Here is a 26,328-nt window from a genome sequence, read left to right as displayed (position 1 = left end):
GAACCCCTCGGTCTCTCAACCTGCCGCCTCAACGTTGCGGGACAGCGCTTAGCTCGCCGATGTTCCTGAGCCCGCCCACGTCTGAGGCGCCCATACCCCCGACCGCTTCAGCGACGCCGGGCAGTGGCGGAAGATCTCGTCGATCTCGACGACCAGGGCGAGCTTCGGGCGTTGGCCCTTCACCGTCATCGCGTCGAAGAACGGGGCGTCCGTGACGATGCGGGCCCGGCCGTTGACACGCAGGACGTCCATCGCGCCGGGTATCAGGTAGAGCAGGCCCACACGCGGGTTCGCCAGGATGTTGTGGAAGCTGTCCGCGCGGCGGTTTCCCGGGCGGTCAGGCAGGGCGATGGTGCCCGGGTCCAGGACATGGGTGAAGCCGGGGCCGTCGCCGCGCGGGCTGGCGTCGCAGTTTCCGGCCGCGTCCGACGTGGCCAGCGTGCACAGCGGGGAGCGGGCGAGCAGGTCCAGGTCGTCGTCGGTGAGCCGGTCGTGGACCTTGTCGATGACGATCGGGTGCGGGACGCCCAGGAGTTCGCGCAGTTCGTCCGCCGAACCCAGGGGCACGGCCCCGGCCAGTGGACCGGTGGCGAGGGCGGTGGTGTCGGCGGCGTACGGCAAGGAGGGGCTCCGAAGCTGGGGAGGGCGTGGCGGCGCACGGTCGAACAGGCGCTGTTAGGGTGACCTTACTTTGGGTCCCCTCGCGTTCCCTGTCCGGGGTGGACCGGCCAACGAGGGCGCCTCCCGGTCGCCGAGCGCCGACGAACCAGCGTGAGGAACAACAAGTGCACCACCGCATACCGGCTGCCCCGGCGGCCGGGTCGTGAGCGGCCCGGCCCTCCTGGAGAAGGAGAAGGTGTCGGGCGGCGGCAAGGAGGCGCGGCGCAAGCACAGCCGGCCCGTGCTCGCCCTCGGGCTCCTGGCCGCCCTCGCCGTGCTGTTCCTCTCCGCGGTCGCCAGTCTCGCCATCGGCTCGGGCGACGTGCCCTTCCGGGACGTCGTCGACGGGGTGCTCGACCCGGACGTCTCGGTCAAGGGCCAGCTCATCGTCCAGGAGGTCCGCGTCCCGCGCACCGTCGCCGGGCTGCTCGCCGGTGCGGCGCTCGGCCTCGCGGGCGCGGTGATGCAGGGCGTCGCCCGCAACCCGCTCGCCGACCCCCAGCTCCTCGGCATCAACGCGGGCGCGGCCGTGGCCGTGGTGTGCTCGATCACCCTGCTCGGCTTCACGGTCGCCACCCAGTTCATCTGGTTCGGCTTCCTCGGCGCACTGCTCGCCGCCCTCCTCGTGTACGGGGTCGGCTCGCTCGGGCGGGAGGGTGCGACGCCGGTGAAGCTGGCGCTGGCGGGGGCCGCCACCAGTGCCGTCCTCACCTCGGTGACCAGCGCGATCCTCCTCCAGGACCGGGGCGGCTACGACCAGTTCCGGTTCTGGCAGCTCGGCGCGCTGACCGCCCGCGGCTCCGAGGTGCTCTGGCAGATCTCGCCGTTCATCGCGGTCGGCGTCGTCCTCGCGCTGGCCCTCGGGCCGCAGCTCAACGCCCTCTCCCTCGGCGACGACCTGGCCCGCGGCCTCGGCCAGCGGGTCGGGACCATCCGACTGGTGTCCGCCCTGGCCGTGGTGATCCTGTGCGGGGCCGCCACGGTCGTCGCCGGGCCCATCGGCTTCGTCGGGCTCGCCGTACCCCACGCCGCCCGCCTCATCACCGGACCCGACTACCGCTGGGTTCTCCCGTACAGCATGGTCCTCGCCCCGGTCATGCTGCTGGTCGCCGACATCGTCGGCCGGGTCATCGCCCGCCCCGGCGAGGTGCAGGTCGGCGTGATCACGGCCGCCATCGGCTGCGTCCCGTTCATCTGGCTGGTCCGGCGCAGGAAGCTGGTGGAACTGTGAGCCGGGCGTACGTCATCGCCGAGGACGCCGCGAACGCGGACAAGGAGCGGCTCGCCGAAGCCGTACGCCAGGTGTCCGCCGTACGCGGCCGGAGCCTTCGGCGCTCCGTCCTCGTCGGCGGCGCACTGCTGGCCGCCGTGATCGTCGCGTTCGGCGTCTCGCTCCGCTTCGGCGACATGGTGATGCCGATCGGGAAGGTCGTCGCCACCCTGTTCGGCGGCGGCGACGGCGGATCACGGTTCGTCGTCCTGGAACTGCGGTTGCCCCGCGCCCTCCTCGCGATCCTCGTCGGCGCCGGCTTCGGCCTCTCCGGAGCCGTCTTCCAGACCGTGCTGCGCAACCCGCTCGCCAGCCCCGACCTCATCGGCATCAGCGCCGGGGCCTCTGCTGTCGCCGTCACCGCCGCCCTGCTCTTCCAGGTCAGCGGGCTCGCCCTCTCCGCGAGCGCCCTCTCCGGCTCCCTGGTCGCCGGGGCGGGCATCTATCTGCTCGCCTGGCGGCAGGGCATCGCCGGCCAGCGCCTGGTCCTCGTCGGGATCGGCGTCGGGACGGGCCTCTCCAGCATCGTCTGGTACGCGATGGCCCGGTCCGACGTCACCGATGCGCAGGAGGCGTTCCGCTGGCTGGCGGGCAGCCTCAACGGCCGTTCCTGGGGCCAGGTGTGGCCGCTGCTCGCGGCCCTCGGCGTCCTCGTCCCGCTGACCTTCATCGCCGCCCACGCGCTGCGCCCCCTCCAGCTCGGGGACGACGCCGCCGCCGGGCTCGGTGCGAAGGTCGAGAGCGGCCGGCTCGCGCTGCTGGGCTGCGCGACCGCGCTCGCCGGGGTCGCGACCGCCGCCGCCGGGCCCGTCGGGTTCGTGGCGTTCGTCGCCGCACCGATCGCCCGCCGCCTGGTCCCCGGCCGGGGCGCGGCCCTGCCGCAGGCGGCCCTGACCGGGGCGCTGCTGGTGCTGGTCGCCGACTTCGCGGCGCAGCACGCGCTGCCCTCCGTGCAACTGCCGGTGGGCGTGGTCACCAGCGTCATCGGCGCCCCCTACCTGCTCCTGCTCCTGGCCCGCGCCAACCGCGTGGGCGGAGGGGGTTGAGATGGCGACGTACCAGAAGGACATGGCGACGTATCAGACGGACGACGAAAGGCGTGGCCCCCTCGTGGCCGATCACACTCTGGAAGCCCGCGACGTCCGGCTCGGCTACGGTGAACGCGAGATCGTCCCCGGCCTGAGCGTGGCCGTGCCGCCCGGGAGGATCACGGTCATCGTGGGCCCCAACGCCTGCGGCAAATCGACGCTGCTGAGGGCGATGGCCCGGCTGCTGGCGCCCACCGCCGGGGCGGTGCTCCTGAACGGCCGGTCCATCCAGGAGACGCCGACCAAAGAGGTCGCCTCCGTCCTCGGGATCCTGCCGCAGAGCCCCACCGCCCCGGAGGGCATCACCGTCTCCGACCTGGTCGGGCGGGGCCGTTACCCCCATCAGGGCTGGTTCCGCCGCTGGAGCGCCGAGGACGACGAGGCGGTCGCGCGGGCGCTGCTGTCGACCGACGTCCTCCAACTCGCGGACCGTTCCGTGGACGAGCTGTCGGGCGGCCAGCGCCAGCGGGTGTGGATCGCGATGGCGCTGGCCCAGCGCACGGACATCCTGCTGCTCGACGAGCCGACGACCTTCCTGGACGCCAGTCACCAGTTGGACGTCCTGGACCTGCTCACCGACCTCAACCGCGAGCAGGGCGTCACCATGGTGGCCGTGCTGCACGACCTGAACCTGGCCTGCCGGTACGCGGACCACATGATCGCGATGAAGGCGGGGCGGATCGTCGCGGAGGGCCGGCCGGTCGACATCGTCACGGAGGAGCTCGTCGGTGAGGTCTTCGGCATGCGCTGCTCGGTGATCGAGGACCCCGCGTCGGCCACCCCGATGGTCGTACCGCTGGGCCGCCACCACGTGAAGGGCCCGGCCGCCTGAGCGTCGTGCGTACCGGGGTACCGGGGTGTGCCGGGGCCCCGCCCCGTACGCACTCGGGCGCCCCGGGTCCGACCTACCCGATGGCACCGTTGTCATTAGGTGAGGCTAACCTAAGGGTATGAACGCTTCCGCTCTCCGCACCTGGCGCCCCCGCCGCACCCCCGTCCTCGCGGCCGGTGCCGTCGCCGCCCTGCTCGTCGGCCTCTCGGCCTGCGGTTCGTCGGACGACACCGACAGCTCCGCGTCCTCGTCCGCCTCCACGGGCGCGTCCGACGGCGCCTTCCCGGCCACGGTGGCGACGAAGTTCGGTGAGGTCACCGTCGACAAGCGGCCCCAGCGCATCGTCGCCCTCGGCTGGGGCGACGCCGAGACCGTGCTGGCGCTCGGTGGCCAGCCGGTCGGGGCCAGCGACTGGCTGCCGTTCGGCGGCGAGGGCGTCGGCCCGTGGGCCAAGGGCCTGTACGACAAGAAGCCGGAGCTGATCGGCACGATGGAGCCGGAGTTCGAGAAGATCGCCTCCCTCCAGCCGGATCTGATCCTGGACACCAAGTCCAGCGGCGACCGGACCCGCTACGACACCCTGAAGAAGATCGCCCCGACCGTGGGCGTGCCCGAGGGCGGTGACCAGTACAAGATCTCGTGGGAGCGGCAGACCACGATGATCGCCGCCGCGATGGGCGTGCCGGAGAAGGGCGAGGAACTGATCGCGGAGACCGGGAAGAAGTTCGAGGCCGCCGCGAAGGCCCACCCGGAGTTCAAGGGCAAGACCATCACGGTCGGCTCGCGCACCTCGGAGGGCTTCGGCGTCTACGTCGGCGGCACCGGGCGCGTCGACTTCGTCGAGCGGCTCGGCTTCGAGAACAACCCGAAGGCCGAGGCCGAGGCGGGCGAAGGTTTCTCCGTCCCCGTCTCCAAGGAGAACCTGGACCTGCTCGACGCCGATCTGACGGTCATGGCCCCGATCGGCATCCCGGCCGCCGACATCAGCGACGACCCGCTGTACAGGGCCGTTCCGTCGGTCGAGGCGGGCAACGACCTCGTCTTCGACGACCAGGGCATCTCGCAGGCGTTCGCCACGGACTCGGTCCTGTCCGTCTCGTACGCGCTGGAGAAGGTCGTCCCGCTGTTCGCGGAGAAGGTGGCGAAGTAGCGGGAGAAGGCGGCGAAGCAGCGCCGGACGCGACGCTTGCGTCGGCGCCGGACACGCCTCCCGGCGAACCCGGGACGCGGAGCGGTACGGAACGCGCGGCGCGCCCCGTTCCCGGGAAACCGGGTGCGGGGCGCTGCTGCGTACCGGGCGGACGCGCTCGACGGCGGGGGCGTCAGGCCGCCGGGGCGGCGGCCTTGATCGCGGAGATGTCGAAGGTCAGCTTCACCTTGTCGCTGACCATCACACCGCCGGTCTCCAGCGCCGCGTTCCAGGTCAGGCCCCAGTCGGAGCGCAGGATGTCGGCGCTGCCCTCGAAGCCGACGCGCTCGTTGCCGTAGACGTCGGTGGCGGAGCCGTTGAACTCCAGGTCGATGGCGAGCGGGCGCGTGACGTCCTTGATGGTCAGGTCGCCGGTGATCCGGTACGCCTCGCCGCCCAGCTGCTCGGCCTTCGTCGAGCGGAACGACATGAGGGGGAACTTCTCGGCGTCGAAGAAGTCGCCGCTGACCAGGTGGCCGTCGCGGTCGGCGATGCCGGTGTCGACGCTGGCGATCTTCACGTCGATGGAGGCGGAGGAGTCGGACGGGTCGGTGCCGTCCAGGACCAGGGTGCCCTCGTGCTCGCCGAAGGAGCCGCGCACGTTCGTGACCATCGCGTGGCGCACGGTGAATCCGATGCTGCTGTGTGCGGGGTCAACGGTGTACGTGCCGGTCAGGGCGGCCAGCGCAGGGTCCACCGCGGGGGCCTCGGTGACGGTCGGGGCGGCGGTCGACTTGCGGTTGAACAGAGCCATGGCTCCTCCTCGGGGATGCGCTGCGGGGGACGGATCGAGCGGCGTCGAAGGTGTTGTTCAACCTTCAACGAGTTCGACTGTAACCGCATCTAGTTCAAAGTTCAACATCTGTGACGGGGTGCGGCGACGGCGCGCGCCAGTGCCGGTCGGGCTCCGGCGGCGTCCGCGCGGACGAGGGCGACCACGGGGGCGTGACGTACTGCGACTGCGGAGGCCGCTGACACGGGCGACGGCCCGGGGCCGTCCCGCGCCGCGCCGGGGCGGCCCCGAGTGCTCAGGTCCTACGCGAGGGGGTCGGCGTCCGGGCCCTCCCGCTCCAGCAGGTCCCGGGCGAAGTCCTCCCACTGCGCGTAGCGGTCCGGGTGCGCGGACCGCTGGACCGCCTGGCACACGTCGCCCGGCTCCATCGACTCCCAGCCGACGGTCTGGAGCAGTCCCGGATTCGCGCTGGGCGACGGGAGCCCGTAGAAGGACTTGGACGCGGTCGGCACATGGGTGATCTGTGCCGGCGTGCCCCAGCCCATGCTGGGGCGCTGCTGGAACACGCCGAGCGAGTCGTGGTCGACCGGGGACGTGTAGTTGACGAACTTCGACTCCTGCATGGCCGTCATCAGTGCGATGACCTGTGCCTCCTCGGGGAGCTCCGCCCCCTTCCCGACGCCGATGACCGTCCTGGCGTGGGCCAGCTGCTCCGGGCCGAGGTCGGACGGGGCGGCGAAGAACGTCCGCAGCTCACTGTCCGGGGCCGTCCTGAGCAGCTGGGCGGTGACGGTGTCCACGCGGCCGGTCGGGGGCAGCCCGTAGCTCTGCTGGAAGGCGCGCAGACCGTGCGCGCCGGGGGCCTGGGGAGCGGGGGACCCCGGCGGGGAGGGGGCCGCGTGGGCCGGGGCCGCGACGATCAGCAGGAATCCGGCGGCGACTGCCGTGAGGAGCCGCCGGGGGAGTCGGTTCATTCGCATACGGCACCGTCCCGGAGTGATAGGGCGAAGTCAAGAACGCCACACAAGCGGTCAATTGATGAGATATCGGATGCCGCCCTTCGGGTGCTGGCCGGATGAGTGAGAGCCCGTCCGGCGGGCGGAGGGCGGCGGGCGCGTGCCCGTGGCGGAGGCGGGACCCGCCCGCCCGAAAGGCGGGAGAGGTTCTCCCGTCCGCAGGGCGCGCGATGGGGCCGGGCGCCCGTCGGCGCCCGTCGCGCCCCCCGCCCGGCAGGCGGGGGGCGCGACGGGCCTGGCGCGCGGGCGGGGCGCCGCCGCCTGCCGGGCGGGCGGGCGGGCGTCAGGAGCCCACGCTCACCGTGAAGCGACGCGGATTCCCGTCGTGGGCCGCCCCCGAGACGTCCGGCTCGCCGTCCGGGCGGACGTCGTCGTACGGGAACGCGTAGCCGATCGGGCTGTTCGCGTGCACCACCCGGGACCAGTGGTTGGTGACCGGCCCCCTGTAGTAGTCCGCCGCCGACGTGCCGTTCGGCTGGCTCGGGTGGCTCAGCATGATCGAGCGGTTGAAGCCCGCCGCCAGCCGGGCCAGGATCGCCTTCTTGTCGTCGGAGTCGCCGGGGTTGTTGGTGAACGGGCCGTGGTTGCAGGTGAAGATGTCCTTCGTCTCCGGCCTGACGAAGGTGTGGCCGCCCTCGAAGGTCAGCGTGTCCCCGATGACCCGGCCGGCCCGTGTGCCCCGGCCGCCCTGGAGGTCGATGCGCAGGTCCTGGGAGCGGTACTTCTCCCAGACCTCGTCGATCCGCGCGGTGAACAGGTCCCGGAACGGCATCTCGGCGGGGCGGTCGAAGAACGGGGCCATGACGTTCTGCGGCGAGACGACCCGCAGGACGTCGCCGTCGCCGCTCCGGGTGATCAGCTTGTCCCACGGCTGCCCGTCGGCCGCGGCCTGGGCGAGGAGGTCGTCCGCGATCCGCCGTACCGCGTCCTGCGGGTGCGGTGCGACGACGTGGGTCCCGTCGCCCTCCAGGGTGATTCCGATCGGCAGGGCGGTGATCAGGTCGACGTAGCTGATGTTGGAGTACAGCTGCTGCGTGTTGAAGGTGAACTCGCAGAACGACCAGGTGCGTCCGTAGTTCGGGTCCGCCGGCGTCGCGAAGGCGGGCTCGACCAGGGCGGGGCCCGGGTTGAGGTAGAAGTCCAGCTTGTCGTCGCGGACGAAGTAGATCCGCGCCCCGTACATCTGCGGCAGGGTCAGCACGACCGGACCCGCGCCCGCGCCCCTGAGCGGGATCGCGCAGTCGACGGGCAGCGGGGTCTGCGGGGCGCCGGGGGACTCGGGGCGGTAGACGCCGCCGTCGGCCCTGAGCAGCGTCCAGCGGCCGGTGCCCAGCTCGCGGCCGGTCACATAGGCGTGCACCGTGCCCGGCAGCGACCTGTTCTCCAGGGCCAGTTCGCAGGTCGCGGGGGCCGCCGAGGCGCGGGGGCTCAGAGCGGCGCCCCAGGCGGGGTACGTCAATGCCGCGGCCGTGGCGGCGCTGCCGGTCAGGAACGTTCTGCGTGAGATCACGAGGGACTCCCGAGGTGTGTGTGGGGGCCGCAGGCGGGTGGTGGGGGGTGGCGCCGGAAGGGTCCGGGCCGTGGGGGCGCCTGCGGTGCGCACCACTTTCGCGAGGCCCGGCGTGAGCGTCAAGACATGCGACTGAGAGCGCTCTCACTTGCTCGGAGTCTTCACAACTCGACGCCTCGAAGCGGTACTTGACGGAACCGAGCGGATGCGAACCGCGACCGTACGGGAGAGGAGCCGGCCAAGAGGTGAACGAAGCCCGGACCCGGCCCGCACCGTCCTGACTTGGACTAACGCACCGGGGTTGTTGGACGGAGTCGCCCCCCGGTGCCGAAGTTCGTTGACGGTGTCCGGACACGGCGACTACTCAGGGGCCATGTCGCCAAGATTCCCTCGCCCCGGCCTGGTCGCCGCGGCCTCAGCAGCCGTCCTGGCGCTCGTGGGGACCGCCCTCCCCGCCGCAGCCGCCGACCCGTCCCCCTCTCCGGCGGGGGCGTCGGAGGCCGGCGGATCCGCCGTCATCGGATCCGGCCGGCTCGCCGTCGCCGTCGCCGACGACTTCCCGCGCGTCCTGTCGTACACCGACCGGGCGAGCGGTGAGCAGCTGCTCGGCTCCACCCGGCCGGTGACCGCGGTCACCCTCAACGGGACCGCCCGCCCGGTGAAACTCAAGGGCGAACCGGAGGTCACCCGCTCCGCGGCCCGCTACACCCTCGCCTTCGAATCCCTGCCGGGCGTCGAGATCGACGCCTCGCTCACCGTCTCCGGGCGGGCCACCACGTTCCAGGTGACCGCCGTCCGCGACACGGCCGCCTTCCGGGTCGGCACGATCGACATCCCGGGGCACGACCTGATCTCCGTCGGGTCCACCGAGGCCGGGGCCGCCACCGCGTTCACGAAGCTCGACCCCGACTCCACCCGCACCGCCGACGTCTTCGCGGAGATCACCGACGCGACGAAGCCCGACGCGGCGCCCGCCGGCGCCAGCTACGCGATCGTCAACCACGGCGCACTCGCCGCGGCCGTCGAGTCCAACTCCTCGTACGACAAGCCCGCCGGGGCCACCGGCGGCGACGACGCCCGCTTCTGGCACCAGGCGCGCACCGAGGAGGGCGGCGGCGTCCGGGTCGGCGTCTGGTCCGGCCAGTGGACCTACCGGGGCGAGGGCGCGCCGAAGCCCGAGAGCGGCGAGAACCTGCCGTGGGCCAAGGTCGTCGTCACCCCCGACGCCAACGGCGACAAGGCCGTCGACTGGCAGGACGGAGCCGTCGCCTTCCGCTCGATCGGCGTCACCGCGCCCGGCAGCGAGGACACCGCGAACCGGGTCGTCACCCACATCCCGTTCAACTTCGCCAGCCAGGCCACCCACCCCTTCCTGCGCACCCTGGACGACGTCAAGCGCGTCTCGAAGGCCACCGACGGCCTCGGCCAGCTCGCCGTCCTCAAGGGGTACGGCTCCGAGGGCCACGACTCCGCCCACCCGGACTACGGCGGCAACTACAACAAGCGGGCCGGCGGGCTGAAGGACCTCAACACCCTGCTGAAGCAGGGGAAGAAGTGGGGCGCCGACTTCGGCGTCCACGTCAACGCCACCGAGTCCTACCCGGAGGCGAACGCCTTCTCCGAGCAGCTCGTGGACAAGGCCAGGCCCGGCTGGAACTGGCTCAACCAGAGCTACTACATCGACCAGCGCCGCGACATCAACAGCGGCGACCTGGCCAAGCGTTTCCAGCAACTGCGCGACGAGACCGACGAAAACCTCGACTTCCTCTACATCGACGTCTACTACAGCCACGGCTGGATCGCCGACAAGACGATCCAGGCCGTGCAGAAGCAGGGCTGGACGGTCGGCACCGAGTGGGCCGACAAGTTCGAGCGCGCCTCGCTCTGGTCGCACTGGGCCAACGACCTGAACTACGGCGGAGCCACCAACAAGGGCCTGAACTCACAGATCATCCGGTTCATCCGCAACAGCGAGAAGGACGTCTGGAACAACCACCCGGTCCTCGGTCAGAGTGCCCTGGAGGACTTCGAGGGCTGGACCGGCGAGACCGACTGGAACGCGTTCACCGCCAACATCTGGCAGAAGAACCTCCCCGCGAAATACCTCCAGCAACAGAGGATCACCCGCTGGGACGGCAACGACATCACCTTCACCGGCGGGGTGCGCGGCACGGTCGAGGACGGCGAGCGGACCTTCTACGACCAGGGCCGCAAGGTGCTCAGCGGCACCGACTACCTGCTGCCGTGGGACGGCGGGAAGAAGTTCTACCACTACAGCGAGACCGGCGGCACCAGCACCTGGGAGGTGCCGGGCAACGGCCCCCACACCCTCTACGAGCTGACCGACAACGGGCGGAAGAAGGTCGCCACAGTCCGCCCCGAGAAGGGGAGGGTCACACTGGCCGCCACCGCCGGACAGGCGTACGTCCTGTACCCCCACCGGGCGCCGAAGGAGTCCGCCCCCGACTGGGGGAAGGGCACCGGACTGACGGACCCGGGCTTCAACGACCGAGACCTGACGGGCTGGACGAAGACCGGCACGGTCGTCCGCGACACCGACGAGCAGGGCCGCAACAGCGCCGGACTCACCGGCCGGAACCGGGCCTCGCTCTCCCAGACCGTCACCGGCCTCACCCCGGGGAAGCGCTACACCGCCTCCGCCCTCATCGAGGTCGAGCCGGGCGAGAGCCGTCGTACGGTGCTGAGCGCCGGCGGGAGTTCGGTGGCGGTCGAGCGCTCCACGGCCGAGGACTTCGTCGCCGCGTCCGACTGGCACGGCACCTCCTTCCAGCGCGCCAAGGTCAACTTCACCGCCCCCGCGAACGGCCGCGCCACCTTCCGCGTCGAGGCGGCGGCGGGCAGCTCGGCGAGGGTTCGCGCCGATGACGTACGGATCGTCGAGAACGCCCCCGCCACCCGCCCCGGCACGGTGGTGTACGAGGACTTCGAGGCCGTCGACCAGGGCTGGGGCCCCTTCCTCAAGGGCGACGCGGGCGGTTCCACCGACCCCCGCACCAGCATTTCGCAGCTCCACGCCCCGTACACCCAGTCCGGCTGGAACGGGAAACTGATCGACGACGTGCTCGGCGGGAAGGAGTCCCTGAAGTCCCACGAGGAGAACACCGGCCTCGTCTACCGCACCGCCCCGTGGACCGTCCCGATGAAGGACGGCCACCGGTACGAGGTCGAGTTCGACTACCAGTCCAGCCACGCGGGGGCCTACAGCTGGGTGGAGGGCTACGACCGGGTCGCCGGCGGCAAGGCGTCCTCGACCGAGACCCGGGCCACCCCGATCGGGGAGCAGCGCACCACCGGGCACTTCAGCCGGACGCTCACCGCCGGCTGCGGCGACGCCTGGACCGGGCTGCGCAAGCGGTCCGGGGCGCCCGAGGGCGCGGACTTCGTGCTCGACGGCTTCACGGTGACCGATCTCGGACCGGCCCCCGCCGGGCAGGAGGCCGTCTGCGGCACGCTCGGCCTGGCCGCCGACGCCGAGACCCTGGAACCGGGAGCCCCGAACACCGTGAAGGCGACCTTCGGCAACGACGAGGCGAGTGCCGCCACCGGTGTGCGGCTCGCGCTGACCGTGCCCGAGGGCTGGAAGGCCGAGCCCGCGGGCGCGGTCGCCTTCGACTCGGTCGCCCCGGGCGCGAAGGTCACGGGCAGCTGGCGGGTCACCCCGCCGGTCGACGCCCCGTACGACACGTACGCGCTGGAGGCGCAGGCCACGTACGCCGTCGGGGGAGCCGCTCGGACGCTCGGTGCGGGAACCTCCGTTCGTACTCTCCCGCCGCCGCCCACCGCGGACAGCTGGGCCGGCGACCTCGACTGGACCGCCTCGCAGAACGGCTGGGGCCCGGTCGAGCGCGACCGGTCCAACGGGGAGGCCGCGGCAGGCGACGGCGGCCCGCTGAAGGTCGGCGGCGTCGCCTACGCCAAGGGCCTGGGCACGCACGCGCCGGCGAAGATCCGCTACTACCTGGGCGGGAGGTGCACCTCCTTCACCGCCGAGGTGGGCGTGGACGACGTCCAGGCCACCCGGGGCAGTGTGCGGTTCTCGGTGACCGCCGACGGCACGGAGAAGGTGGCGTCACCGGTGCTGGGGGCGGCCGACCCCGCCTGGAAGCTCACCGCCGACGTCACCGGTGCGAAGTACGTCGAGCTGGTCGTCCGGGACGGTGGCGACGGCAACGGCAACGACCACGCCGACTGGGGCGACGCCCGCTTCCACTGCGGAGGTTGACCCACGAGGCCGATGGGGGAGGCTGACGCGGAACGACCGCGGCGGGGGCGGCACCGGGGGACCGGGGCCGCCCCTGCGGCGTCGGGCCAAGGGCCTGCGGCATACTCGGGGGAGCCCGGAATCCTCGGACGAGGCTCGGGTTCCGCTCGATGGCCTGTGGTCCACGGCACACCCCCGCCTTTGTAGGGATCACACAAGGGGAGGCGGCGTTCTGCTGGTGGTTCGCGTGCATGGAGCCACGGTTCTGTTCACTCCCACCACGAAACCGGGCAGGAGACTGTACGGAGTGGACGGCACGATTTCTGGGTCGGTGTTCGTAGGGTCGGTACATGACCGTTGTGGACGAAACCCAGGGTGAGCCGAACGACGCCCGAGGCCGGGTGGCCGAACTGCTGGCCCTGCGCGAGCAGGCGCGGCGCGGACCGAGCGAGCGGGCGACCGAGGCACAGCACGCCAAGGGCAAGCTGACGGCCCGTGAGCGGATCGAGCTGCTGGTCGACCCCGGTTCGTTCAAGGAGGTCGAGCAGCTCCGCCGGCACCGGGCCACGGGATTCGGCCTGGAGGCCAAGAAGCCCTACACCGACGGTGTCATCACCGGGTGGGGCACGGTCGAGGGCCGCACGGTCTTCGTCTACGCGCACGACTTCAGGATCTTCGGCGGGGCGCTGGGCGAGGCCCACGCCACGAAGATCCACAAGATCATGGACATGGCCATCTCGGCCGGGGCCCCGCTGGTGTCGCTGAACGACGGCGCCGGAGCCCGTATCCAGGAGGGCGTCTCCGCGCTCGCCGGCTACGGCGGCATCTTCCAGCGCAACACCCGGGCCAGTGGCGTGATCCCGCAGATCAGCGTGATGCTCGGCCCGTGCGCGGGTGGCGCGGCCTACAGCCCGGCGCTCACCGACTTCGTGTTCATGGTCCGTGAGACCTCGCAGATGTTCATCACCGGACCGGACGTCGTCAAGGCGGTCACCGGCGAGGAGATCACCCAGAACGGCCTCGGCGGCGCGGACGTGCACGCCGAGACCTCCGGCGTCGCGCACTTCGCGTACGACGACGAGGAGACCTGCATCGCGGAGGTCCGCTACCTCATCGGGATGCTGCCCTCCAACAACCGCGAGAACCCCCCGACGGTGGAGAGCGACGACCCCGCCGACCGGCGCGGCGACGTGCTCCTGGACCTGGTCCCGGCGGACGGCAACCGCCCGTACGACATGCACAAGGTGATCGAGGAGCTCGTCGACGACGGCGACTACCTGGAGATCCACGAGCGCTGGGCCCGCAACATCATCTGCGCGATGGCCCGCCTGGACGGCCAGGTCGTCGGCATCGTCGCCAACCAGCCGCAGGCGCTGGCCGGGGTGCTGGACATCGAGGCGTCCGAGAAGGCCGCGCGTTTCGTCCAGATGTGTGACGCCTTCAACATCCCCATCATCACCCTTCTGGACGTCCCCGGCTTCCTACCCGGCGTCGACCAGGAGCACGGTGGGATCATCCGGCACGGTGCGAAGCTGCTGTACGCCTACTGCAACGCCACGGTGCCGCGGATCTCCCTGATCCTGCGGAAGGCATACGGAGGCGCGTACATCGTCATGGACAGCCAGTCCATCGGAGCCGACCTCACCTACGCCTGGCCCACCAACGAGATCGCGGTGATGGGCGCCGAGGGCGCGGCCAACGTCATCTTCCGCCGCCAGATCGCCGACGCCGAGGACCCCGAGGCCATGCGCGCCCGCATGGTCAAGGAGTACAAGGCCGAGCTGATGCACCCCTACTACGCGGCCGAGCGCGGCCTCGTCGATGACGTCATCGACCCCGCCGAGACCCGCGAGGTGCTCATCGCCTCGCTCGCCATGCTCCGCAGTAAGCACGCCGACCTGCCGTCCCGCAAGCACGGCAACCCCCCGCAGTAGTCGCCCCCGCAGCGGCGCGATCCGCCGCGCGGCCCACGACATCCTGCCGAGAAGACGGAGACACCCCGCATGAGCCTGACGTCCGCCGAGTCCGTCCTGCGCGTCGAGAAGGGTCACGCCGACCCCGAGGAGCTGGCGGCCATCACCGCCGTCCTGATGGCCCGCGCCGCCGCCCAGCCCGCGGCCCCCGCCCACCGGGGCCGTGACACCGCCGGCTGGCGCCGCCTGGAGCGCACCCCGGGCTTCCGCGCGCCGCACAGCTGGCAGGGCTGAGCGCCCGCCCGCCACGGAGAAGGGCCCCGCACTCCTCACGGAGTGCGGGGCCCTTCCCGTCGTGCCGGAACCTCAGCGCAGGCGTGCCATCAGCGCGTGCTCGACCAGTGTGATCAGCGCGCTCTTGGCGTCCGCGCGGTGGCGGGCGTCCGTGGTCAGGATCGGGGTGTCGGGTCCGATCTGGAGTGCTTCGCGTACTTCGTCGGGGGTGTAGGGCTGGTGTCCGTCGAAGCCGTTGAGGGCGATGACGAAGGGCAGTCCGCTGTTCTCGAAGTAGTCGACGGCGGGGAAGCAGTCGGCGAGGCGGCGGGTGTCGACCAGGACGACGGCGCCGATGGCGCCGCGGACGAGGTCGTCCCACATGAACCAGAAGCGGTCCTGGCCCGGTGTGCCGAAGAGGTACAGGATCAGATCCTGGTCGAGCGTGATGCGGCCGAAGTCCATGGCCACCGTCGTGGTGGTCTTGTCCCCGGTGTGGGTCAGATCGTCGATGCCCGCCGAGGCGGACGTCATCACGGCTTCGGTGCGCAGCGGATTGATCTCCGAAACGGCACCGACAAACGTGGTTTTACCCACGCCGAAGCCCCCTGCCACCACGATCTTCGCCGAGGTAGTGGAGCGGGCCGCTCCGCCGCTAGAGCTTGCGAAGTCCACTGAGCACCCTTTCGAGCAGTGTCACATCTGGCTGGCCCCCGGCGGTCTCGTCGCCGCCGGGCTGATGGATAGCGACGAGTCCGGCCTCGGCCAGGTCGGCGACGAGGATCCGGGCAACGCCGAGGGGGATCGAGAGAAGGGCCGAGATCTCGGCGACCGACTTGATCTCGACGCAGAGCCGGCAGATCCGCTGGTGCTCGGGCAACTGCCCTTGCAGCCGGGACGGATCGGCCGTGGTGCTGACCAGCGCCTCGATGGCGAGCTGGTACCGCGGTCGGGTCCGGCCGCCGGTCATGGCGTACGGACGGACCAGCGGATTGTGCGCGGCGGGCTTGGCGGGCTCGGGAGCCCGTCGCCGCTGCCCCGGCTGAGGAGGCGCGTCGTACCGCTGGGGTTGCTGAGGCTGCGGCTGCTGGGACTGCTGCGGCCACCCGGCCCCCGGCTGCTGCGGAGGCCACTCGGAGCCCTGGGCGCCGTGAGCCTCCTGCTGCGGCTGGTGCCGTGGCTGCCGGTAGGGCCGGTACTGCCCGGGGCCCTGCCCACCAGGTGCGGCGGGGAAGCCGAAACGGTTGTCACCGTGCTCACCCGGGACCTTCTGGTCACCGTCGTAAGGGTGTCCGCCTGTGGGTGCTGCCACGTTTCCTCCTCCGACTGCCGGTCGCCGATCCCAGTGGGGCCGCGCCACCGCACTTTATGGTGCGGTGGCGTGAAACGCACTGTGTGTTTGCTAGTTAAGAAGACTTCCCTGAAGTTCGGCGCGGAGGTCCGGAGTCAGAACGCTGCCCGCGCGGTCGACCAGAAGGGCCATTTCATACCCAACCAGGCCGATATCGGCGTCCGGGTGGGCCAGAACAGCGAGCGAGGACCCGTCGGAAATGGACATGATGAAGAGGAATCCACGCTCCATCTCCACAACGGTCTGATTCACGGCGCCGCCCTCGAAGATCCGCGAGGCGCCCGCGGTCAGCGACGTCAGACCGGAGGCGACGGCCGCCAGTTGGTCGGCGCGGTCGCGCGGGAATCCCTCGGACATCGCCAGCAGGAGTCCGTCGGCGGAGACCACCACCGTGTGCGACACCCCTGGGGTGTTGTCCACGAAATTGGTGATCAACCAGTTGAGATTCTGCGCCGCCTGGCTCATCGGGCTCACACTAACGCTCCTGGTTGTAGGTGGTACTGGTGTCCGACCCCGCGCTGCGTCCCTGCTGGACCCCTCGCCGCAGGTTGCTCAACCTGCCGCGGACGTCCTCGGGCGCACGGGAGACCTGTGGGCCGCCCTGCTGGGTCTGCTCCGCCGTGCCCTCGACCAGGTTGGCCTTGGGCACGCGCCGGGGGAGACCGGAGGGGGTGATTCCGCCCGCCTTCGGCTCACGGAGTTGCTCGGCCCGCTCCCAGCGCTCGTCGTTCGTCGAGCGCCAGTCGTCGGTGCCGTCCCCGTCCGTCTGCGCGTCCTGCCGCTGTTCCTGCTCAGGCGGGGACTGCGGAGCCGGATCGGGCTGGTCGTTTCCATGCCCGCCGGGCTGCCAGTGCTGCTGACCGCCCCGGCGCGGCAGACCGGCTTCGGTCAGCTCGTGGCCGACGTTCGGGGCGGACCCCGGACGATCGAAGCCTACGCTCTCCGCGGGCTCCGCGGGCGCGCTCGGAACAGAATCCGACGCTGCGGGAGCCATCGGCTCATAAGCGTTCTGGGAACCGCTCTGAACAGGCCAGTCATCCTGGTGGGCCGGGGCCGCCGGCGCCGCGTACGGGTCGGCGTACTGACCCGCGGGAGCGTCCGGCACGCCGTAGGCCGCTTCCGGGTAGGCGTCCGCCGGGTGCCGCTCGTCCTGCTGCGGCTGCTGGTCCCGCTGCTGCGGATAGCCGGCCTCGGCGCCGTACTGCTGATGCTGCTGGTACGACTCCTGGTACGGCTGCTGCCCGTACTGGTCCTGGCCGTAGCGCTCATCGGCGTACTGCTGCGGCTGCTGCTGCCCGGCGTACGGGTCGCCCGCGTACGACTCCGCCGCGTAGCCCCGCTGCTCCTGGGCGCCGTCCCCGTACGGATCGCCCGCGCCCGTCTGGGCCTCCAGGGCCGCCCTGCGCTCCTCGCGCATCAGCGAGCGGCCGACCGGGTCCAGCTGCGCCGGGTCCGCCGGGACCTCGTAGCGCGAGTCGTCGAAGCCGAGCTCCGCCGCGGTGCGCATCGGGGCCTGCCGGGGCGCCTGCTCGAAGGTCTGCTGCTGCTCCGGAATGATCGAGGAGACGGTGAAGTCGTCCTGGCCGCCGTGCGCTTCGCCACCGCCACCGTGGGTGATGGCGTCCGGCAGCATGACCAGCGAGGTGGTGCCGGCCTGCTCGCCGGAGGGGCGCAGCTGGACCCGGATCCCGTGCCGGTCGGCCAGCCGGCCGACGACGAAGAGGCCCATGCGCTGGGACACCGCGGCGTCCACGGTCGGCGGGTTGGCCAGCTTGTGGTTGATGTCGGCGAAGTCCTCGGCCGTGAGCCCGATGCCCTTGTCGTGGATCTCGACCATCACCCGGCCGTCGGGCAGCCGGGTCGCGGTGACCTTGACCTTCGTCTGCGGCGAGGAGAACGTGGTGGCGTTCTCCAGCAGCTCGGCCAGCAGGTGCACGAGGTCGGTGACGGCCCGGCCGTGGATCTCGGCCTCCGGCACACCGGACAGCTCGATGCGCTCGTAGGACTCCACCTCGGAGGAGGCGGCCCGCAACACGTCCACCAGCGGCACCGGCTGGTCCCAGCGGCGGCCGGGCTCCTCGCCCGCGAGGACGAGGAGGTTCTCGCCGTTGCGGCGCATGCGCGTCGCCAGGTGGTCCAGCTTGAAGAGGCTCTCCAGCTGGTCCGGGTCGGCCTCGTTGTTCTCCAGGTCGGTGATGAGGGTCAGCTGGCCCTCGATGAGCGACTGGTTGCGGCGCGAGAGGTTCGTGAAGATGGCGTTGACGTTGCCCCGCAGCATGGCCTGCTCGGCGGCTAGCCGGACGGCCTCGCGGTGGACCTGGTCGAAGGCGCGGGCGACCTCGCCGATCTCGTCCTGCGTGGTGATCGGGATCGGCTGCACCCGGGTGTCGACCCGGCCGGGGTCGGTGCGCGAGAGCTGGTCGACGAGGGAGGGCAGCCGCTGCTCGGCGATGGAGAAGGCGGCGGTACGCAGCTGGCGCATCGAGCGGCTCATCTGGCGGGCCATGAGCCCGGCCAGGATGAACGCGGCGAGCAGCGCGATGACGACGACGAGGCCGTTGACGAGCGCGTCGGTCTTGGCGTCCGCGGAGATCTCCGCGGCCTCGTTCACCGCCTTGCTCAGCAGCTCGTCCTCGACGGTGGCGTACCCGTCGAACTTGGCGGTGGCAGCGGCCATCCAGGTCTCGGGCGTGACGCCCTTGGCCGCCAGCGCCTCGGGGTCCTGCCCCTTGCCGATCTCCCGGGCCATGCCGTCGAAGACCGAGCCGTCGATGCTGGGCGGGGCCACGAAGGGCTCGCCCGCGGCGTCGGCCTGCTCCTTGGCCGCCTTGAGCCGCTTGGCGCCCTCGGCGGCCTGGCCGGCCATGACCTGCTTGAGGCGGTCGACGTCGGCCTGGGTCCCGCCGGAGTTGAACTCGGCGAGCGCGATCTGCTCCAGGTAGTTGTACGAGCTGAAGGCTTTGACCTGTTCGTCGTACGTGCCCGGCTTCTTGCTCGGGCGCACCAGCAGGTGCGTGCCGATCGAGCGCTGAAGCGATTCTGCGGCCTTGGACAGCTCGATCGCGTAGACGGTACGGCCGTAGCTGGTGATGTTGCCGGTGCCGAGCCCCAGCTCATTGGCGAACTGCATCAGGGAGTGCTGGACCTCGGTGTAGCCCTCTTCGGTCTTCACCGGGTCCAGGGCCTGCGCGTAGGCGGCCTTGCGGAGCTCGGGGAGCTTGGGCTCCTCGGCCTTGAAGAGCTTCAGACGCCGCTCCAGGCTGGGCTTCGCCGGCATCTTTTCGACCGCGGCGTCGAACTTCCGCGCCGCCTCGTCCGTGGTGGCCCGGGTCTCCTCGATCACATCGGCGTCCCGGTCGCCGGAGAGGAGCGGCTCGGCGGTGAGGTCCCGCTCGTTCAGCAGCGCCTGCCCGTAGTCGGACGCGGCGCGAACGACGAGGGCGATCTTCTCGGCTTCCTGCGCCTCGCTCCAGGTGTCGATGGAGCCCTTCACCTGGAAGCCGCCCATGACGAGGCCGACCAGCACCGGGATCAGGAGGATCGCGTTCAGCCGGGTGGCCACCCGCCAGTTGCGCGGGGCCATCCGGCCGGTGCTGCCGCCACCCGCGGGCTCTCTGCCGGGCGCCTCCGCAGGGGACGCCGCAGCGCGCGACGGCGGGGTGAAATTGCCCCGCTCGGGCTGAGCCGCAGAGCCCTCGTTGCTTCGCCTCACTCGACCAACAACCTCTCGGCGTCGGCACCTACGCTGTGCCGGATTATTCGTTCAGGGCCGTACTACTGGGGAGTTCGTCGCATTGCAGCATGGGGACGGTCCCCGTTCCAAACACTCGGAATCTCTGATTCCGAGTGGCCCAGACCTCAGATAAAACGGGCATAAAGAGCGAGCCCCGTCAAAAGGCGGGGCTCATGTGAGCGCAGTGGCACCGAACGGATGCGTCGGGTGGCGGTGTGGAGTCAATTCTCTGTCGAAACGTTATGAACGCGGGGGCGGATCGTGTCAAACGACACAGCCGCCCCCGCGTGAGTACCACAACTTCCGTATGCCGATATCGACTTACGCCTGGTGGAAGAACTACTTCAGGCGTGCCATCAGCGCGTGCTCGACCAGCGTGATCAGGCCGCTCTTGGCGTCCGCGCGGTGGCGGGCGTCCGTCGTGATGATGGGGGCGTCGGGTCCGATCTGGAGTGCTTCGCGTACTTCGTCGGGGGTGTAGGGCTGGTGTCCGTCGAAGCCGTTGAGGGCGATGACGAAGGGCAGTCCGCTGTTCTCGAAGTAGTCGACGGCGGGGAAGCAGTCGGCGAGGCGGCGGGTGTCGACCAGGACGACGGCGCCGATGGCGCCGCGGACGAGGTCGTCCCACATGAACCAGAAGCGGTCCTGGCCCGGTGTGCCGAAGAGGTACAGGATCAGATCCTGGTCGAGCGTGATGCGGCCGAAGTCCATGGCCACCGTCGTGGTGGTCTTGTCCCCGGTGTGGGTCAGATCGTCGATGCCCGCCGAGGCGGACGTCATCACGGCTTCGGTGCGCAGCGGGTTGATCTCCGAGACGGCCCCGACGAACGTGGTCTTGCCCACGCCGAAGCCGCCCGCCACCACGATCTTCGCCGAGGTGGTGGCGCGGCCCGTACCGCCGTTAGAGCTTGCGAAGTCCACTGAGCACCCTTTCGAGCAGTGTCACATCCGGCGCGCCGCCGGCCTCTCCGTTGCCCGGCTGGTGGATGGCCACCATGCCGGCTTCCGCCAGGTCCGCCACCAGGATCCGGGCGACGCCGAGCGGCATCGACAGCAGCGCCGACACCTCCGCCACCGACTTGACCTCACGGCAGAGGTGGCAGATCCGCTGGTGCTCGGGGAGCAGAGTCCCCAGATGCGCCGGGTCTGCCGTCGTGCTGACCAGTGCCTCTATCGCGAGCTGGTAGCGCGGCCGGGTCCGGCCGCCGGTCATGGCATAAGGACGAACCAGCGGCTGGTCGCCTTCCCCGTCGTACGACGCGTGGTGCAGTGCGCCGTACGGATCGGGTGAGGCGGGTGGCGGGGTCATGAATCCTCCGGGCGTGACAGCAGGTTCTCGGCTTGCCGTCTGCAAGGGGCCGGTGAGGGGACTAAAGCGGCCTGACGGGTGAGGGTTGTGGGCATTACCTGGGGGGATCGTGTCGTGAATCCGCTGGATGGCCGCCTAGTGGAGCAGACTGCCTTGGAGCTCGGCGCGGAGGTCGGGCGTGAGGACAGTGCCCGCACGGTCGACCAGGAGAGCCATTTCGTACCCGACCAGACCGATATCGGCGTCCGGATGGGCCAGAACGGCCAGTGACGAACCGTCGGAGATGGACATGAGGAAGAGGAATCCCCGCTCCATCTCCACAACCGTCTGACTGACGGCGCCGCCCTCGAAGATCCGGGACGCACCCGCGGTCAGCGAGGTGAGACCCGACGCGACGGCGGCGAGCTGGTCGGCGCGGTCGCGCGGAAATCCTTCGGACATCGCCAGCAGCAGGCCATCCGCGGAGACCACCACCGTGTGGGACACCCCTGGGGTGTTGTCCACGAAGTTGGTGATCAGCCAGTTCAGATTCTGCGCGGCCTGACTCATGGGGCTCAACTAACGCTCCTGCTGGTGAGTGGGGCCGAGATGGATACCGCCGGTCTGCGGGCCGTTGTTGGCCTGCCGACCCTGCTGGATGCCCCGGCGGAGATTGGTCAGACGACCGCGCACGTCATCGGGCGCGCGCGAAACCTGAGGTCCGGACTGGTGATTCTGCTGCTGTGCGGTCCCCGGAACCAAATTGGCGCGGGGAACACGGCGGGGCAGACCGGAAGTGGTGATGCCGCCGGCGGCGGGCTTCTTGACCCGTTCGGCCTGGCGTACGAGTTCGTCGTTGGGCGAGGCCCGCCAGGAACTGGTGACCGAGGTGTCGGCCGCGCCGCGCTGCGGCATGGGCGGCACGGCCTCCGGAGCGGCCGGAGCCTGCGGTTCGGCGGGCGGCTGCTGGCCGCCCTGGCCCGGACCGTGGAACCAGTTCGTCTCCAGGGTGTCGTACAGCGGCGTACGGCCGTCCCCCGGGCCGGCCGGCGGCAGGGCCTCCGGCTGCTGAGGCAGCGCGGGACGGTAGGGAGCCTCGTCCGCCGGGGAGGCGGACGGACGCGGTGCACCGAAGTCGTTGCCGTCCTGAGCGTGCTGACGCGGCGCGAGCGGCTGCTGGTCCTGGCCCGGCCGGCCCTGGCCCTGGCCCTGCTGGGGCTGGTACGGGGCGCCGAAGTCGGGCCGTGCGAACTGCGTGGTGCTCGCCGGGTCCTGGCCCTGCGGAGCGCCCTGCTGGAACGCCCGGTCCCCGGGAGCGCCCGGGGCCGGGAAGTCCGGCCGGGCGAACTCGGAGGTCGCGCCGGGACCCTGCTGGTCGTCCGACGGCCGCTGGTTCAGCGGGGCGTTGAACGACTGCTCCTGGCCCGGGTCCGCGGGACGGGCGAACTGCCCGGTCGCTTCGTGCTCCTCGTGTCCGCGCGGAGTGTCGGCTCCCCAGCTGGTGGCCGGCGGCCGCTGCGGCTGCGGGTTGCCCCCGGGCAGCTCGGCACGCGGTCCTCCGGGCGGCGGCAGCTGGCGGCCGGGGCCGCCGGACTGCTGGAAGCCGCCCTGGGCCTGGCCGCTCTGCTCCTGGCGGCCCTGGGGCTGCTGGGCTCCGTGGCCCTGCTGGCCCTGCTGGTTCTGCTGGTTCTGCGTGTTGTGCCAACCGGACGGGCCCTGCTGGTTCTGCGGTGCGAACTGGCCCGTACGGCCGTTCTGCCCGGGGGAGGCCGGAGCGCCGTGCCCGAAGAGGTTGGGCTGCGCAGCGTCGCCCCGTCCGGGCGCCTCGCGCTGGGGGCCGCCCTGGGCGTCGCGGGCGCCGAGCCGGGCGCTGTTCCCGAAGGCGCCGGAGAGGCCGCCGCCGCCCTGGCGCTGGGGAGCCGGACCCTGGCCCGGGAAGTCCTGGCCCGGGCCGCCGTTGTCCGGCCGGCCGTCGGCCGCCGGCCCCTGCGGACGGCCCGCCTGGCTGTCGCGGGCCGGCAGGGCCGCCCGGGGGCCGGAGCCCGCGCCGACCTGGCCGCGCTGACCGCCCGGTCCACCGCCGAGGCTCTTGGCGCCCGGACCGCTCGTACCGCCCGGACCGCCGGTGAGGCCCGCGCGCTGGCCGTTGCCCGCGCCGTTCCCGTTGCCCGTGAGCAGGCCGCCCGGAGCGCCGGACTGCTGCTGCCCGGGGCCCTGCTTGGACGGGGGCTGCTTGCCGCCGTGCGCGACGTCGACGGGCAGCATGACCAGCGCGGTCGTGCCGCCGGAGTCGGAGGGACGCAGCTGGATGCGGATGCCGTGACGCAACGACAGCCGGCCGACCACGAACAGACCCATGCGGCGGGAGACGGAGACGTCCACCGTCGGCGGCTGCGCGAGCCGCTCGTTGATCGCGGCGAGGTCCTCGGGGGAGAGGCCGATGCCGGTGTCGTGGATCTCGACCAGCACCCGCCCGTCGGGCAGCGCGTGACCGGTGACCCGGACCTTCGTCTGCGGCGAGGAGAACGACGTCGCGTTCTCCAGCAGCTCGGCGAGGAGGTGCACGAGGTCGTTGACGACCCGGCCGGCGACCTCGGTGGCGGGCACCCCGGACAGCTCGATGCGTTCGTACTGCTCCACCTCGGAGGCGGCGGCGCGGAGCACGTCGACCAGCGGGACGGGGCGGGTCCACCGGCGCCCCGGCTCCTCGCCCGCGAGGACGAGGAGGTTCTCGCCGTTCCGGCGCATACGGGTCGCGAGGTGGTCGAGCTTGAAGAGGGAGGACAGCTGGTCCGGGTCGGCCTCGCGGGACTCCAGCTCGGAGATGAGCGAGAGCTGGCGCTGGATGAGGCCCTGGGAGCGGCGCGAGAGGTTGGTGAACATCGCGTTGACGTTGCCCCGGAGAAGGGCCTGCTCGGCGGCGAGGCGGACGGCCTCGCGGTGCACGTCGTCGAAGGCCGCGGCCACCTGGCCGATCTCGTCCCGGGAGTGCACGCCGACCGACTCGACGGAGGTGTCGACGTCCTGCGGGTCGGTCTCGGAGAGCTGCTTGACGAGCTCGGGCAGCCGGTCCTGGGCGACCCGGGTGGCGGTGTCCTGGAGGCGGCGCAGCGAACGGATCATGGAGCGGGCCACCACGAAGGCGCCGACGAGCGAGACGCCGAGCACGATGAGGATGACCGCACCGTTGACGATCGCCTCGCGCTGGGACGCCTGGCGCAGCTCGCGCGCCTTGGCCTCCATGTCGCTGAGGAGGGTGGCCTCGATCGTCTCCATGGCCTTGATCTTGATGGTGCTCTGGTCGTACCAGTCCAGGTACGACCGGACCTGCTTGCCCTCGATCCCGTTCGTGGTGTCCAGGATGCGCTTGGCGTACATGTTCCCGGCGTTGATCTCCGGGTTCCCGTTGTCCAGGGGAGCCATGAGCTCCTCGGCGCTCTCCCCGGTCGTCCCGTAGATCGTCTTGAACGAGGTGAGGGCCCGGGACTCCTTGGCCAGCGCGTTGGAGCCGAACTGCCGGTCGTTCGGGTTGAGGTGCGGCTCCTTCACCGAACCGCCGGGCAGCGCCGCGGCGATGATCGCGCGCTGGACCGAGGCGTACTCCTTGGCGGAGGAGAAGGCCGCCAGGGCGCGGGTCCGCTTGATCATGTCCGGGTTGCTGGTCGCCTGCGCCATGTCCTGCGAGAGGCTCAGCAGCGAGGTGATCAGCTGGTTGTACTGGTCGATGGTGTTGAGGCTCGGTGCGCCCTCTTCGTACGCCGTCTTGCGGATCGTACGGATGGTGCCGAGCTGGGAGGCGATCTGCGAGATGCTCGCGTGGATGCTGTCGAGCGCCTCGTCGCCCTCGGAGTCACCGATCGAGTCGGTCTCGTCGAGGAAGGCGTCCTTGGCCCGGTCCGTCTTGTCCCGGGGCCCGGTGACCTTGTAGTCGGTGGGCTTGGACTTGTTCGACAGCGGACCGGCCGACTGGTCGCGCTCCGCCTGCAGGGCCTGCGCGAGCGAGGTCGCCTGCTTGGTCATCTTCGTCAGCAGCTGCATGTGCTCCAGCTGCTGCATGTCGGTCATGGACTCGTTGATCCTCAGGCCGCCCAGCGAGGTCGCGGCGACCACGGGGAGGGCGAGGAGCGACACCAGTCGCGTGCTGATGCGCCAGTTACGGAGCGCCATGCGCGAACCCGTGTCGGCGGGGCCGCGCGACTGCGCGGGCGTGTTCGGCTCCGCGCCGGGGCTCGTCGTGGAGCCCGGGCGCTGCGCACGGTCGCCGGTGTCGCCGTTACCGGCCGGCCCGGGGCCCTGGGCGTGCTGGGGCGAGGAACCGCGGTCGGTCCCGCCGCGCGGCTCCTGTTCCGCCGGAGCGCTGCCATCCCTCTTGAAACGTCCCTGCACTAGCGTCGCAACCTCTGGACCAGGCGTCCCGCCCGCGTGTGCGGATCAGGACGGTGTCGGCGTCGTGGGGCGCTGGACGCGCCCCATGGTGGTCGTATGAGTGACCGGCGTTCTTCCCCCTCCCGCCGCACTCGGCGCTGCGTCGCGCCCTGCGCGCCGGCTCTGAAATCCGCGGCGGTGCGTGGAATTCCAGCACAGTGCAGGATCTCCAACAAGGGCCGTGTACCGGGCTGTGACCTGGGTGACACGTTGTGACGAACGGGTGACAAGTAGTGGAGAGTGATCGTGGTTAAAGCGGACCATTGGGGATGAGTCCCCTAGGGGCGGGGGGTGTCCCAGTCGCGACGATCAGGAGCGGAATGGTGGATTCAGTTATGTAATGTCCGTTTTATGAACCGTGATCAACTGTCCGCAATGAGCAATTTGTCGATTAGTTCGTGAGCAAACTCACATGATGATCGTCGCCTCATCCCGGCTCGGGCGGGGAATCGGATGTTTAGCCTGACGCTTTACAGGGATGGCGAATCCGACAAGCCGGCGTCGCGACGCGCGACGCCCTCACCGACAGGGTCCTGACGGCAGATGAAGACGACGACGATGTTCCGCAACATTGCCAACCCCCGGCGCACCACGCTGGCGCACCTCAAGGACGCCGGAGCGCTCCAGGCGCCCCTCCAGCCGGAGCACGCCGCCGACCTGCCGACGGTGACGGCCAACCCGCGCCGCACCATCCTGATGGAAGCCCCGGTCGCGGCCGCCCGGTAGCTCCCGGCCGGCCGCCCCGCGATGCGCGAGGCTGTTCCCCTCATCGGCGTTAGCCTGGAGCGTCAGTCTTCAGCCAGCCAGTAAGTGAGGGGCGACAGC

At 71.1% G+C, this 26,328-nt stretch carries 20 protein-coding genes; 8 read left to right on the top strand and 12 right to left on the bottom strand.

All coding sequences use genetic code 11. The features are described 5' to 3' along the window. Nucleotides 1–48: 48 nt before the first annotated feature. Nucleotides 49–621 carry an MSMEG_1061 family FMN-dependent PPOX-type flavoprotein gene (locus tag ACIQMU_RS00865; protein ID WP_352238388.1) on the bottom strand — a complete coding sequence of 191 codons (573 nt, stop codon included), beginning with the start codon at nucleotides 619–621 and terminating at the stop codon, nucleotides 49–51. Nucleotides 622–823: 202 nt separating this feature from the next. On the opposite strand from ACIQMU_RS00865, the gene ACIQMU_RS00860 reads away from it, so the two are divergent. From ACIQMU_RS00860 to ACIQMU_RS00845, 4 genes are all read left to right on the top strand, one after another. After that, nucleotides 824–1,891, top strand: coding sequence for an iron chelate uptake ABC transporter family permease subunit (locus ACIQMU_RS00860; RefSeq protein WP_352238389.1), 1,068 nt, complete (start codon nucleotides 824–826; stop codon nucleotides 1,889–1,891). Next, the gene (locus tag ACIQMU_RS00855; protein ID WP_402687993.1) at nucleotides 1,888–2,976 is read left to right on the top strand and encodes a FecCD family ABC transporter permease; all 1,089 of its coding nucleotides are present in this window, start codon (nucleotides 1,888–1,890) and stop codon (nucleotides 2,974–2,976) included. The genes ACIQMU_RS00860 and ACIQMU_RS00855 overlap by 4 nt, the downstream gene beginning before the upstream one ends. Before the next feature lie 22 nt (nucleotides 2,977–2,998). Continuing rightward, nucleotides 2,999–3,850 (top strand): ABC transporter ATP-binding protein, encoded by an 852-nt coding sequence (locus tag ACIQMU_RS00850; protein WP_352238568.1) that lies wholly within the window; start codon nucleotides 2,999–3,001, stop codon nucleotides 3,848–3,850. 118 nt (nucleotides 3,851–3,968) lie between these two features. Beyond that, nucleotides 3,969–5,000: an iron-siderophore ABC transporter substrate-binding protein gene (locus tag ACIQMU_RS00845; protein WP_402687992.1), complete on the top strand. Its 1,032-nt coding sequence runs from the start codon at nucleotides 3,969–3,971 to the stop codon at nucleotides 4,998–5,000. A 172-nt stretch (nucleotides 5,001–5,172) separates the two neighbouring features. Here ACIQMU_RS00845 and ACIQMU_RS00840 read toward each other — a convergent pair whose 3' ends face one another. The 3 genes from ACIQMU_RS00840 to ACIQMU_RS00830 form a co-directional block, all read right to left on the bottom strand. Further along, nucleotides 5,173–5,793 (bottom strand): YceI family protein, encoded by a 621-nt coding sequence (locus ACIQMU_RS00840; protein ID WP_402687991.1) that lies wholly within the window; start codon nucleotides 5,791–5,793, stop codon nucleotides 5,173–5,175. A gap of 281 nt (nucleotides 5,794–6,074) precedes the next feature. Next, a complete protein-coding gene (locus ACIQMU_RS00835) occupies nucleotides 6,075–6,752 on the bottom strand; it encodes a peptidoglycan-binding domain-containing protein (RefSeq protein WP_402687990.1) in 678 nt (225 codons plus the stop codon). A 319-nt stretch (nucleotides 6,753–7,071) separates the two neighbouring features. After that, a complete protein-coding gene (locus ACIQMU_RS00830; protein ID WP_352238394.1) occupies nucleotides 7,072–8,298 on the bottom strand; it encodes a beta-1,3-glucanase family protein in 1,227 nt (408 codons plus the stop codon). A 373-nt stretch (nucleotides 8,299–8,671) separates the two neighbouring features. Here ACIQMU_RS00830 and ACIQMU_RS00825 point away from each other — a divergent pair, with 373 nt between their 5' ends. From ACIQMU_RS00825 to ACIQMU_RS00815, 3 genes are all read left to right on the top strand, one after another. Further along, complete coding sequence (locus ACIQMU_RS00825; RefSeq protein ID WP_352238395.1) at nucleotides 8,672–12,541, top strand: endo-alpha-N-acetylgalactosaminidase family protein; 3,870 nt, start codon at nucleotides 8,672–8,674, stop codon at nucleotides 12,539–12,541. 329 nt (nucleotides 12,542–12,870) lie between these two features. Next, complete coding sequence (locus ACIQMU_RS00820) at nucleotides 12,871–14,454, top strand: acyl-CoA carboxylase subunit beta (RefSeq protein WP_352238396.1); 1,584 nt, start codon at nucleotides 12,871–12,873, stop codon at nucleotides 14,452–14,454. Between the two features lie 69 nt (nucleotides 14,455–14,523). Then, nucleotides 14,524–14,727 (top strand): acyl-CoA carboxylase subunit epsilon, encoded by a 204-nt coding sequence (locus tag ACIQMU_RS00815; protein WP_030076048.1) that lies wholly within the window; start codon nucleotides 14,524–14,526, stop codon nucleotides 14,725–14,727. A 72-nt stretch (nucleotides 14,728–14,799) separates the two neighbouring features. Here ACIQMU_RS00815 and ACIQMU_RS00810 read toward each other — a convergent pair whose 3' ends face one another. The 8 genes from ACIQMU_RS00810 to ACIQMU_RS00775 form a co-directional block, all read right to left on the bottom strand. Beyond that, nucleotides 14,800–15,381 carry an ATP/GTP-binding protein gene (locus ACIQMU_RS00810; RefSeq protein WP_014048542.1) on the bottom strand — a complete coding sequence of 194 codons (582 nt, stop codon included), beginning with the start codon at nucleotides 15,379–15,381 and terminating at the stop codon, nucleotides 14,800–14,802. Further along, entirely contained in the window at nucleotides 15,362–16,018 is a 657-nt protein-coding gene (locus tag ACIQMU_RS00805) for a DUF742 domain-containing protein (protein WP_402687989.1), read from the bottom strand. Before ACIQMU_RS00805 ends, ACIQMU_RS00810 begins: the two co-directional genes overlap by 20 nt. A gap of 90 nt (nucleotides 16,019–16,108) precedes the next feature. Then, the gene (locus ACIQMU_RS00800) at nucleotides 16,109–16,522 is read right to left on the bottom strand and encodes a roadblock/LC7 domain-containing protein (RefSeq protein ID WP_006127847.1); all 414 of its coding nucleotides are present in this window, start codon (nucleotides 16,520–16,522) and stop codon (nucleotides 16,109–16,111) included. A 10-nt stretch (nucleotides 16,523–16,532) separates the two neighbouring features. Further along, nucleotides 16,533–19,769, bottom strand: coding sequence for a nitrate- and nitrite sensing domain-containing protein (locus ACIQMU_RS00795; RefSeq protein ID WP_402687988.1), 3,237 nt, complete (start codon nucleotides 19,767–19,769; stop codon nucleotides 16,533–16,535). A 360-nt stretch (nucleotides 19,770–20,129) separates the two neighbouring features. Further along, a complete protein-coding gene (locus ACIQMU_RS00790; RefSeq protein ID WP_073213974.1) occupies nucleotides 20,130–20,711 on the bottom strand; it encodes an ATP/GTP-binding protein in 582 nt (193 codons plus the stop codon). Continuing rightward, nucleotides 20,692–21,099 (bottom strand): DUF742 domain-containing protein, encoded by a 408-nt coding sequence (locus tag ACIQMU_RS00785; RefSeq protein WP_003966010.1) that lies wholly within the window; start codon nucleotides 21,097–21,099, stop codon nucleotides 20,692–20,694. Before ACIQMU_RS00785 ends, ACIQMU_RS00790 begins: the two co-directional genes overlap by 20 nt. A 135-nt stretch (nucleotides 21,100–21,234) precedes the next feature. Beyond that, nucleotides 21,235–21,648 (bottom strand): roadblock/LC7 domain-containing protein, encoded by a 414-nt coding sequence (locus tag ACIQMU_RS00780; RefSeq protein WP_006127850.1) that lies wholly within the window; start codon nucleotides 21,646–21,648, stop codon nucleotides 21,235–21,237. Between the two features lie 9 nt (nucleotides 21,649–21,657). Continuing rightward, nucleotides 21,658–25,464, bottom strand: coding sequence for a nitrate- and nitrite sensing domain-containing protein (locus ACIQMU_RS00775; RefSeq protein ID WP_402687987.1), 3,807 nt, complete (start codon nucleotides 25,462–25,464; stop codon nucleotides 21,658–21,660). A 582-nt stretch (nucleotides 25,465–26,046) separates the two neighbouring features. Here ACIQMU_RS00775 and ACIQMU_RS00770 point away from each other — a divergent pair. Continuing rightward, on the top strand, nucleotides 26,047–26,229 hold the full coding sequence (locus tag ACIQMU_RS00770; protein WP_352238400.1) for a hypothetical protein: 183 nt from the start codon (nucleotides 26,047–26,049) through the stop codon (nucleotides 26,227–26,229). Nucleotides 26,230–26,328 lie beyond the last annotated feature (99 nt).

The sequence above is a fragment of the Streptomyces sp. NPDC091649 genome (assembly GCF_044756785.1).
Lineage (GTDB): Bacteria > Actinomycetota > Actinomycetes > Streptomycetales > Streptomycetaceae > Streptomyces.
The sequence above is the reverse complement of the archived record's forward strand: the minus strand, read 5'-3'. Positions and strand labels throughout refer to the sequence as shown.